Origin of the sequence: uncultured Salinisphaera sp. (assembly GCF_964012375.1) — a bacterium.
In the GTDB taxonomy this organism is placed as follows: domain Bacteria; phylum Pseudomonadota; class Gammaproteobacteria; order Nevskiales; family Salinisphaeraceae; genus Salinisphaera.
In genome coordinates, this window is the sequence record NZ_CAXGSH010000115.1 from 1 (window position 1) to 10,632 (window position 10,632).

The following is a 10,632-nucleotide window of genomic DNA, read 5'->3' on the forward strand; positions in this document are numbered from 1 at the left end:
GGCCCATCGCCCAGCACACCGAGGACGCCAACGCCCAGCACTACGAGCTGCCGCCCGCCTTCTTCGAATACGTTCTCGGTGCGCATCGCAAATACAGCGGCTGTCTGTTCGAGCCCGGCATCAAGACGCTCGATCAGGCCGAGCACGCCATGCTCGCGCTCTATGCCGAGCGCGCGCGGCTGCACGATGGCCAGCGTATTCTCGATCTGGGCTGCGGCTGGGGTTCGTTTGCGCTATGGGCGGCCAAGCGCTTCCCCAGCGCCGATATCGTCGCCGTGTCCAATTCCAATGCCCAGCGCGAGGCGATCGAGGCAAACGCGAGCCGGCTCGGGCTGCATAACCTGCAGGTTCAAACCTGCGACATCAACGAGTTCGACCCGGGCGAGCAGTGCTTCGATCGCATCGTTTCCGTCGAAATGTTCGAACACATGCGCAACTACCGCGAATTGTTCGCGCGCATCAGCCGCTGGCTGGTCGACGACGGCCGTCTGTTCGTACACGTCTTCGCCCATAAGCTGCTCGCCTACACGTTCGAAAACGACGGCGACTACGACTGGATGGCGCGTTACTTCTTTACCGGCGGCATCATGCCCAGCGAGCATCTGTTCGCACACTTTCAGGAAGACATGCGCCTGCGCAAGCACTGGTGGCTGTCCGGCACGCACTATCGCGATACCGCCAACAGCTGGCTCGAGCGCATGGATGCCGCCGAGAAACCGATCATGGCGATATTTCGCGAAACCTACGGCGACGCCGAAGCCGAACGCTGGTTTCAACGCTGGCGGATGTTCTTCATGGCCGTTGCCGAATTGTTCGGCTACAACGCCGGCAACGAGTGGGGTATTGCCCACTACCTGTTCGTGCCGCAACGCCAACGCTCCAGCTGAGGAAAACCATGCATACACATCATCTGATGCGCTCCACCGCGGTGGTACTGGCCGGCACCGGCATCGCCCTCGGCGCGACCGCGGGCATGGCCCAGCAAAGCACGAGCGACGGCGACATGCGCTGTTTCAACGGCTACGGCTATACCCTCGAGGGCGGCGACTATCGTTACACCGAGCACCACGAACAACGCTTGGTCGACGGCAAGATCAACCATTGGGATGTGACCTACGTCGGCCGTAACGGCCAGACCATCGCCACCAAACAACTCGAGTTTGCCGACAGCGATACGGTGCCCACCTATACCCTCGAGATCCCCGCCAGCGGCTATCAGGAAGGCATTCGCCACGCCAATGGCCAGTGGACCATGTTCCGACGCGAGTCGAGCGATGCGCAGGAACAGACCAAGACCTTCACGATCAAGCCGCCGATGGCGGCCGACTCCGGCTTCGACCCGCTGGTGCGCGAGCGCTTCGACGCGCTGACGGCTGGCAAGACCGTCGCGTTCAACTTCGCGGCCGCGGGCCGGCAGGCCGTGGTCAAACTACGCGCCAAACAGACCGGCACCACGACGTTCGAGGGCAGCGAGGCGGTCGTTTTCGACGCCGAGCTGGATATGTTCCTCGTGAATTTCTTCGTCGATTCGCTCAAGCTCACCTACGACCCCGATAGCAAGCGTCTGCTTGAATACCGCGGCATCGGCAACATGCACAACGACGCTGGCGAGGTCTACCCCGTACGCGTGACCTATGCCAGCGAAATGCCGTCCGAGGCCCGTTCCGCGGGTGCGCCTTCGGCACAGTGCGGCGCCCTGGACGGCTGACGCCAAAAAAAACCCGGGGTTGGAACAACAACCCCGGGCTTTTCGTGCGAGCCGATACGGTGCCGTCAGCTATAGCCGCGCAGCTCCGGCTGGCGCGCCATCCAGGGCTGTAGCCGCTCGAAGGCCTCCTCGATCTTTTCCATCGAGGTCGAGTAGCTGATGCGCATCAGGCTGTTCGAATCCTCGCCGAAAGCATCGCCCGGAATCACGCACACACCCGTTTCCTCGAGCATGCGCATGCACAGGTTGCCGCCGTCCACGCCGTGCGGCAGCGAGGGTGCGATATAGAACGCGCCCTGCGGCCAGTAGCCGGTCAGCCCCGGCGTATCGGCGACCAGGTCCACCACCCGGTCACGCCGGCGCGAGTATTCGCGCACCATCTCGTCCACGCAGCTCTGATCGCCCACCAGCGCGGCGACGCCGGCCCACTGTGCCGGTGTACTGGCTACGGTAGTGGTGAACATATGGTAACGGCGCAGGGTCCGGATCGTGTTCTGGTCGGCAACCACCCAGCCGACGCGCAGCCCCGGCATGGCATAGGTCTTGGAAAAACTCGATACCACGGCCACGCCGTCCAAGTCGGTGGCACAGGAGAGCACGCTCGGGTAATCGATATCGTCGAGAATGAGGTTGTCGTAAACCTCGTCGGAGACGATCTCGACGCCGCGGTAGGCGGCTTCCTGGCAAAGCCATTCCACGGTTTCGCGCGGATAGACCGTCCCGGTCGGGTTGCTCGGCGAATTGAGAATGATCGCGTGCGTATTGGGCCCGATCATGTTGATGATGCGCTCGGGGTCGATCTGGTGACCTTCGCTGGCCTTGGTGGGCACGGTGCGCACCTGGCCCCCGTTCATGCGAATCAACGGCGCATAGAGCAGGAAGGTCGGGTCGGCGATGATGAACTCGCGTCCCGGCGCGGCCATGGCCGTAATCAGCAGATAGATGCCTTCCGTGGCCCCAGTGGTGATCAGGAAGTTGTCTTCGGTGAGCGTGCTGCGATAGCGCGCGTTGTAGTATTCCTTGAGCGCGGTCAGAAGCTCCGGCAACCCGGCATCCATGGTATAGCCGGTCTGGCCGGCTTCCAGCGCATGGATATGCGCATCGATGATATGGCGCGGCGTGGCGAAGTCGGGCTGGCCGATCGACAGATGAACGACGTCGTCGAGCTCGGCGGCCCGATTGACCATGCGGCGAATGCCCGAAATCGGGATCGCGTGCATGGCCGGGTTCCACACCAGCCGGTCGCGCACGTAACGCTCATCCGGATCGGCGGACAGGATCTCTTTGCTCTTTTTCAGGTTCGCGACCATGGGTGCCTCGTGACGCAGGATGGCAATGGCCGAACAGGGCCATCAGCGCGAGCGTAGGCAGGTCTTGCAAGCCCGGTCAAGACAAGTCGCCACGGGGATTCAAAGCAGCTATTGACGCTCGGCTCGGCCTCTGGGTACCGTGCTGCATGATCCATGGAATCCCGCGCTTCGTGAACGCGCAGGCGCGCACTCCTGCATGAGCCACGACAACGCCGTCAAAATGTCAGCCGAGCACGCCGTCGACCCCGACGAGCCGCGACCTCGGATTACCGTTCTGACCGATACGCCCGACGGCCCGCCATCGGTCGGCCGGCTGCACGAGCATGGCGATATTCGTATCGCCCACGACGAAGCCAGCCTGCGCGATGCCCTGCCCGGCAGCGAGATCCTGCTGGTCACCGATTTTCGCACCGAAGCCCTGGAGGCCGCCTGGCCCGCGGCCGACAGCCTGCGCTGGGTTCATGCGGCAAGCGCAGGCGTTGACCAGCTCATGTTCGACGCCCTGGTCGATTCCGATATTCCGGTCACCAACGCCCAGGGCATATTCGATCGCAATATCGCCGAATACGTGCTCGGTGCGATTCTCATGTTCGCCAAGGACACCCGCGCCAACATCGCCTACCAGCAGCAGCGCCGCTGGGTGCATCGCGATACCGAGAGCATTCACGGCAAACGTGTGCTCGTGGCCGGCGCCGGCTCCATCGGCCGCGAAATCGGGCGCCTGTGCAAGGCCGTAGGCATGGACGTGACCGGCATCGCCCGGCGTCTCCGCGAGGCCGACGAGGTATTTTCGGCCGTGCATGCGGCCGACGATATCGATAGGCACCTGCCGCATGCCGACTACGTGGTGGTGGCCGCGCCGCTCACCGAGGCCACGGAACACTGGTTCGACGCCCGCCGTTTCGCGGCGATGGCCGCGCATGCGCGCTTCATCAACATCGGCCGCGGGCCGATCGTGGTCACCGACGACCTGGTGGATGCCCTGGTCAACCGACAGATCGCCGGCGCCGCACTCGACGTATTCGAACAGGAGCCGCTGCCGGCCGACCACCCGCTCTGGGGCTTGGACAATGTGCTCATGTCCGCCCATATGGCCGGCGACTTCGTGGGCTGGCGCGATGCGCTTGTCGACCAGTTCCTGGACAATCTTGCCCGCTGGCAGCGCGGCGATGCGCTTTTCAACCAGGTCAGCAAGCATCACGGCTATGCGCCAGGCGCGGCGTGAATAAAGGACCCGTGGCACAGGCTTTAAAAGCGGCACCGACGCCCCGATCACTGATAGCGCGTCGAAACAGACATTCCCATCGAACCGCAGCGCCGGTTCGTGACCCGATTCATAGCTTCAAGTCGTCAAGACAGGACCGAGGACACCCATGATCGAATCGTATCTGCTGAAACATATTTCCGGTTATATCGACGGCCAGTGGGTCGAGGCCGACTCCGGCGAAAGCGTGGAGGTCCTCAATCCTGCCAACGGCAAGGTATTGGCCGAGATGCCCAAGATGGGCCAGGCCGAAACCCGGCGCGCCATCGAAGCCGCCAAGGGCGCCTTGAAGCCCAACGATCTAGAAACCCGCCGCGAATGGCTCGAAGACATCCGCGATGCTCTGCTCGACGAAAAGGAAGAGATCGGGCGCATCCTGTGTCTGGAACACGGTAAGCCCTGGAAGGAAGCCCAGGGTGAGGTCGAATACGCTGCCGGGTTCTTCGATTATTGCGCCAAGAACATCGATATCCTCAAGCCCGACCAGCTCAAGGAAAAGGCCAAGGACTGCACGTGGACGGTCCACCACCGTCCGGTCGGCGTGGTCGGCCTGATCACGCCCTGGAACTTCCCGATCGGCATGATCGCCAAGAAGATCGCTCCGGCGATCGCGGCCGACTGCCCGAGCGTGATCAAGCCCGCCAGCGAAACGCCGCTGACCATGATCGCCATGTTCCAGCTCTTCCACGAACGCCTGGACCTGCCCAAGGGCTTCGTGAACCTGGTGATGGGTTCGTCCAGCCAGATCGGCGGCGAGCTGATGTCCTCGCCCGACGTGACCATGATCTCGTTCACCGGCTCCACGGAAGTCGGCAAGCTGCTCATCGAGCAGAGCAAGGATCACGTCAAGAAACTCGGCCTGGAGCTGGGCGGCAACGCGCCGTTCATCGTCTTTGACGATGCCGATATCGACCATGCCACCACCCAGCTGGTAGGCAACAAGTTCCGCGGCGGCGGCCAGACCTGCGTATGCGCCAACCGCATCTACGTGCAGGCCGGCGTGTACAAGGAATTCACCGACAAGCTGGTCGAAAAGGTCAAGGCGCTCAAGGTCGGCGACGGCATGGATGAAGACATCGACGTCGGTCCGTTGATCAACAAGGCCGGCTTCGAGAAGGTCCAGAATCACGTCGCTGATGCGCTGTCGAAAGGCGCCAAGCTGGTCGCCGGCAAGCACCCGGACGAACTCGACGCCGACAAGAACCTCTTCTACACGCCGACCGTGGTCACCGGCGTGACCCACGACATGGCCTGCTGCAAGGAAGAAACCTTCGGCCCGCTGGTGCCGATGATCGAGTTCGACGACGAAGACGAAGTGATCGAACTGGGCAACACCACCGAATTCGGCCTGGCGTCCTATGTGTTCACCTCGGACGAAAAGCGTGCCGAAAAAACCATTCGCGGCCTGCATTTCGGGCACTGCGGCTGGAACACCGGCACCGGCCCGGCCCCGCATGCGCCGTTCGGCGGCATGAAGCAGTCGGGCATCGGCCGTGAAGGCGGCGACGAAGGCATCATGGAATTCGTCGAAGTCCAGACCGTGCCGCGCGGCAAGTAGTCAAGCGGCTGATCGCTTGCAAGCCGGCGGGCCGACCCGCCGGCTTTTTTTTGCGCGCTACTCGGGCTGACGCCAATTATGCATTGCAGGCAAAGGCCCGGCCGGCGTATGTTGCAAGCCGAAGTCATGCGACGAACATCGTCGCGCGTTCATTTTTCGACCCAACGGAAGGCAGTGCCGTGAAAGCCTATTTCGACCCGACCCAGAACGAGCATGTACCCAAGAGCTATCTGACCCGCGGACAGATGCGCGAACCGCAGGAAGTCCCGGCGCGCACGCCACCGCTGGTCGCCGCGCTCGAAGGCCTGGATATCGCGGTCGACAAGCCCGTCGACCACGGCATGAAAGTGATCTCCCAGGTGCACGACCTGGGCTATCTGCGCTTTCTCGAATCCGCGCACCGGCGCTGGATGGAGATCCCCGACGATTGGGGCAACGAAGTGATGTCGAACATCTTCGTGCGCTCGCCCAATCCGCTCAAGGGCATTCTTGCCGAGTCTGCGCGCTACCAGGCCGACGGCAGCTGCCCGATCGGCGAAGGCACCTGGAAAGCCGCCTATGCCTCGGCCCAGACCGCATTGACCGCCGCCGACGACATCCTCGCCGGCGAGCGTTTTGCCTATGGCCTGTGCCGGCCGCCGGGTCATCACGCGCGCCGCGACGGCGCCGGCGGCTTTTGCTATCTCAACAACGCCGCCATCGCCGCCGAGGCCCTGCGCGACAAGTTCGATCGCGTGGCCGTGCTCGACCCGGACATGCACCACGGCCAGGGCATTCAGGAGATCTTCTGGGAGCGCGACGACGTGCTCTATATCTCCATTCACGGCGATCCGACCAACTTCTACCCGGTGGTCACCGGCCACGCGGATGAACGCGGCGCGGGCGCGGGCTACGGCTACAACATCAACCTGCCGATGCCGCACGGCTCGCCGGAAGAAACCTTCTTCGAAAAGCTCGATGAAGCCGTGGCCGCCATCAAACTCTTCGGCGCCGACGTGCTGGTGCTGCCGCTGGGCTTCGATATCTACGAAAACGACCCGCAGGCCAAGGTCGCCGTCACCAGCGAGGGTTTCGCCCGTATCGGTCGTGCCATGGCCGAACTGGATATGCCCGTGTGTGTCATCCAGGAAGGCGGCTACGACGTCGACCATTTGCAGGAAAACGCGCATCAGTTCTTTTCCGGGCTGCTCGGCCGATAAAGACGGCGAAGGCGCCGGCGGCTCATGCCGGCGCCACCCCGCCGGGCCGCGTTTTGTACAACGCCCACGGCTAAGACAGGATTCAGGCCATGACGATGCTTCTGACCGGCGGCGCCGGCTATATCGGCTCCCATACCGCGCTCGTGCTGCTGCAGGCCGGCTATGACGTCGTCGTCTACGACAATCTCTCCAACGCCTCGCGCGAGTCGTTACGGCGCGTGGAACGACTGAGCGGGCGTTCCCTGACGTTCATCGAAGCCGATATTCGCGATACCGCGCGTCTGCAACAGGCCTTGACCGAGCATGGGGTCGATGCGGTGATTCATTTCGCCGGCCTCAAGGCCGTGGGCGAAAGCACCCAGAAGCCGCTGGCCTATTACGAAAACAACGTGGGCGGCACGCTTTCGCTGTGCGAAGCCATGCGCGGCGCCGACGTGCGCACGCTCGTGTTCAGCTCCTCGGCGACGGTCTATGCCGAATCCGACGTCATGCCCCTAACCGAGGCCGCGCCCACGGGGCGCCCGACCAACCCCTACGGCAGTTCCAAGCTGATGATCGAATGGATCCTGCAGGATCTGCATGCCGCGAATCCGGACTGGTCGATCGCCATCCTGCGCTATTTCAACCCCGCGGGCGCCCATGAAAGCGGCGAGATTGGTGAGGACCCGAACGGCATCCCCAACAACCTGCTGCCCTTCGTGTCCCAGGTGGCGATCGGGCGCCTGCCCGAACTGTCGATCTATGGCGACGACTACCCCACCCCGGACGGCACCGGCGTACGCGACTATATCCATGTCATGGATCTGGCCGAGGGCCATCTCAAGGCCGCCCGCGCTATCGCCAACGGGCCCGGCCTGCATACCTGGAACCTGGGTGCCGGCAAGGGCCACTCGGTGCTCGAAGCCGTACGGGCGTTCGAACGCGTGAGCGGGCGCGAGGTGCCCTATCGCATCGTGGCCCGCCGCCCGGGCGATATCGCCCAGTGCTGGGCCAACCCGCACAAGGCCGAAACCGAGCTCGACTGGCACTGCCGGCGCAGCCTCGACGACATCATGGCCGACGCCTGGCGCTGGCAGTCGAACAATCCGCAGGGTTACGGCAAGGGCTCGAACTGAACCCGCCGCCTTGCTTGGCCGGCGTGCGTGGCCGCGCCAGCCCTACCGCGCCTGTCCGTACCGTATGTCCGTGAGCGCCTGCGTGCTGTTCACGGCACGGCACCATCGCGCCTGCGTTGCATCGGATTCGCGCCGTTTTTGGTACAAAGGAGTACCCGCCCTATCTGAAGACGTTTCATGTCACAGCGCACCGATGCCCTAGTCGAGGATACCGAACTCCAACCGCTGCTCCCGGTGATTTATATCGCCTGGTCGGACGGTACGCTCGCACAGGAAGAATCTGCATACATCGAGTCCATGGCCGGGCAGTTGCCGGGCATCGATACACAGACGCGTAAAACGCTCGATGCATGGCTGGACGCGGCCAATCCGCCCAATGCGACCGAACTGGCCCGCCTGCGCCGGCGTATTCGCGAGCAGGTCGGTCGCCGCCAGCCCTCGCTGACCGCGATGAGCGATGCAATGGGCGGCAGCGCTAACGGCGAGTTCAACAAAGCTGTAGCCGACTATGCCCGCGAATATGGCGTGAGCGGCATGGGCGTGTCCGCCGAGATCTTTCAGGACACCGGCGAGCCGGTCGACCAGAGCCGCAACGAGCCGGAGCCGAGCTTCGACGCGGACAAGCTGCGCGGCATTCTGGAAGGCGACTACGCGACGAAATGGCAGGAGGTGCGCGACGCCCTGGCCGACGACATCTTCACTTACAGCACTGGCGAGTCCGAGGAAAGCCAGCGCGCGACGGTGCTGCGCTGGCTGAAATATCTGGCGACCGAAAAACAGGACATCGCCATTGGCGCCATGCCCGAAAGCGTGGGCGGCGAAGGCGATATGGCCGGCTTCATCCATGTGTTCCAGGCCCTGGCCATGTTCGACCTGAGCCTGGTGGTGAAATTCGGCGTGCAGTTCGGCCTGTTCGGCGGCAGCATCATCTTTCTGGGCAACGACGAGCACCATAAAAAGTACTTGCCGGATATCGCCTCGGGCAAGCTGCTTGGCGGCTTTGCGATGACGGAATCCGGCCACGGGTCGAACGTACAGGAAGTCGAGACCACCGCCACCTTCGACCCCGACACCGACGAGTTCGTCATCAATACGCCGACCATGTCGGCCCGCAAGGAGTGGATCGGCAACGCCGCTCGCGACGGCCATGCGGTGACCCTGTTCGCCCAGCTGGCCACCGGCGGCGAGAACTACGGCGTACACGCCTTCGTCGTGCCCATTCGCACTGATGACGGCGAGCCCGCACCGGGCGTGCGTATCGAGGACTGTGGCTCCAAGATGGGCCTGGACGGCGTCGACAACGGCCGGCTGTACTTCGACAACGTGCGCATCCCGCGCGAGAACCTGCTCGATCGCTATGCCAGCGTGGCCGAGAACGGCGACTACGACAGCCCGATTTCCGGCAGCAACAAGCGCTTTTTCACCATGCTGGGTACGCTGGTGGGCGGGCGTATCAGCGTGGGCGCGGCCTCGGTCACGGCCGCCAAGAAGTCCCTTGCGATCGCGACCCGCTATGCCACCGTGCGACGCCAGTTCGGCGGCGACGATGGCAGTGAGCTGCGCATCATCGACTACAAGGCGCACCAGATGCGCCTGTTCCCGGCGATCGCCCATACCTATGCCATGCATTTCGCCGCCTTCGATCTGATCGAGCGTTTCCGCGATCGCACCGAGAAGACCGCACGCGAGGTGGAAACCCTGGCCGCCGGCATCAAGTCGATGGCCTCCTGGCATGCCATCGATGCCACCCAGACCGCACGCGAATGCTGTGGCGGGCTGGGCTTTCTGGCCGAAAACCAGATCGCGACCATTCGTCGCGATATCGACGTATTCGCCACCTTCGAGGGCGACAACACCGTACTGCTCAACCTGGTATCGAAGAACCGCCTGGCCAGCTTCGCCAAGGGCTTTGAACAGAATCTGGCGCTGACCCTGGTGCGCGAGCTCACCAGCATGGCCCGGACCGAACTGATCGATATCAACCCGTTGACGGCACGCAAGACCGACGAGGATCACCTGCGCAGCGCCGATTTCCATCTCGAACTGCTCAAGTTGCGCAAGCACAACCTGCTGGTCGCCGCTTCGCGCCGGCTGTTCAAACGCATCAAGCAGGACGACATGGAGCCGTTCATGGCGTTCAGCGATATCCAGGACCACATGATGGCTTTCGCCCATGCCGATATGCATCACCATATCGCCCAGGTGTTCGCCGATGCCGTCGAACCGCTGGCCGACGGCCCGGAGAAGCAGGCCCTGGAGCGCATGCGCCAGCTTTCGGCCATCGACACGCTCTTGCAGCACGCCGAGTGGTATCTGACCTACGGCTATATCTCCTCGGGCAAGTACAAGGCGCTGCGTAACCTGCGCGGGGCCATGCTCGGCGAGATCCGCCCGGATGCGTTGGCGTACATTGAAGCCTTCGGCATTCCCGACGAACTGCTCTCGGCGCCGATCGCCTTTGCGGACTATGTCGGCCGC

The 10,632-nt window shown here is 63.4% G+C and carries 8 protein-coding genes; 7 read left to right on the forward strand and 1 reads right to left on the reverse strand.

From position 1 onward, the window contains the following. Together ABNU97_RS15755 and ABNU97_RS15760 are read left to right on the forward strand one after the other, a co-directional pair. Positions 1–887 (forward strand): cyclopropane-fatty-acyl-phospholipid synthase family protein (locus tag ABNU97_RS15755; RefSeq protein WP_348767627.1); only part of this gene is annotated, 887 nt, incomplete at its 5' end. An 8-nt stretch (positions 888–895) separates the two neighbouring features. Further along, complete coding sequence (locus tag ABNU97_RS15760) at positions 896–1,708, forward strand: hypothetical protein (RefSeq protein ID WP_348767628.1); 813 nt, start codon at positions 896–898, stop codon at positions 1,706–1,708. A 65-nt stretch (positions 1,709–1,773) separates the two neighbouring features. Here the strand turns inward: ABNU97_RS15760 and ABNU97_RS15765 are convergent, their stop codons facing one another. Beyond that, the gene (locus ABNU97_RS15765; RefSeq protein ID WP_348767629.1) at positions 1,774–3,018 is read right to left on the reverse strand and encodes an aminotransferase class I/II-fold pyridoxal phosphate-dependent enzyme; all 1,245 of its coding nucleotides are present in this window, start codon (positions 3,016–3,018) and stop codon (positions 1,774–1,776) included. 196 nt (positions 3,019–3,214) lie between these two features. Between ABNU97_RS15765 and ABNU97_RS15770 the strand changes: the two genes are divergently transcribed. The 5 genes from ABNU97_RS15770 to ABNU97_RS15790 form a co-directional block, all read left to right on the forward strand. Continuing rightward, a complete protein-coding gene (locus ABNU97_RS15770; protein ID WP_348767630.1) occupies positions 3,215–4,243 on the forward strand; it encodes a D-2-hydroxyacid dehydrogenase in 1,029 nt (342 codons plus the stop codon). A 148-nt stretch (positions 4,244–4,391) separates the two neighbouring features. After that, on the forward strand, positions 4,392–5,840 hold the full coding sequence (locus tag ABNU97_RS15775; RefSeq protein ID WP_348767631.1) for an NAD-dependent succinate-semialdehyde dehydrogenase: 1,449 nt from the start codon (positions 4,392–4,394) through the stop codon (positions 5,838–5,840). Positions 5,841–6,019: 179 nt separating this feature from the next. Next, entirely contained in the window at positions 6,020–7,039 is a 1,020-nt protein-coding gene (locus tag ABNU97_RS15780) for a histone deacetylase family protein (protein ID WP_348767632.1), read from the forward strand. A gap of 89 nt (positions 7,040–7,128) precedes the next feature. Continuing rightward, a complete protein-coding gene (galE, locus tag ABNU97_RS15785; protein ID WP_348767633.1) occupies positions 7,129–8,154 on the forward strand; it encodes a UDP-glucose 4-epimerase GalE in 1,026 nt (341 codons plus the stop codon). A 177-nt stretch (positions 8,155–8,331) separates the two neighbouring features. Next, positions 8,332–10,632 (forward strand): acyl-CoA dehydrogenase (locus ABNU97_RS15790; RefSeq protein ID WP_348767634.1); only part of this gene is annotated, 2,301 nt, incomplete at its 3' end.

Coding starts and splice junctions, on each gene's coding strand:
- ABNU97_RS15760 (WP_348767628.1), top strand. CDS start 896: ATGCATACACATCATCTGATGCGCTCCACCGCGGTGGTACTGGCCGGC.
- ABNU97_RS15765 (WP_348767629.1), bottom strand. CDS start 3,018: ATGGTCGCGAACCTGAAAAAGAGCAAAGAGATCCTGTCCGCCGATCCG.
- ABNU97_RS15770 (WP_348767630.1), top strand. CDS start 3,215: ATGAGCCACGACAACGCCGTCAAAATGTCAGCCGAGCACGCCGTCGAC.
- ABNU97_RS15775 (WP_348767631.1), top strand. CDS start 4,392: ATGATCGAATCGTATCTGCTGAAACATATTTCCGGTTATATCGACGGC.
- galE (WP_348767633.1), top strand. CDS start 7,129: ATGACGATGCTTCTGACCGGCGGCGCCGGCTATATCGGCTCCCATACC.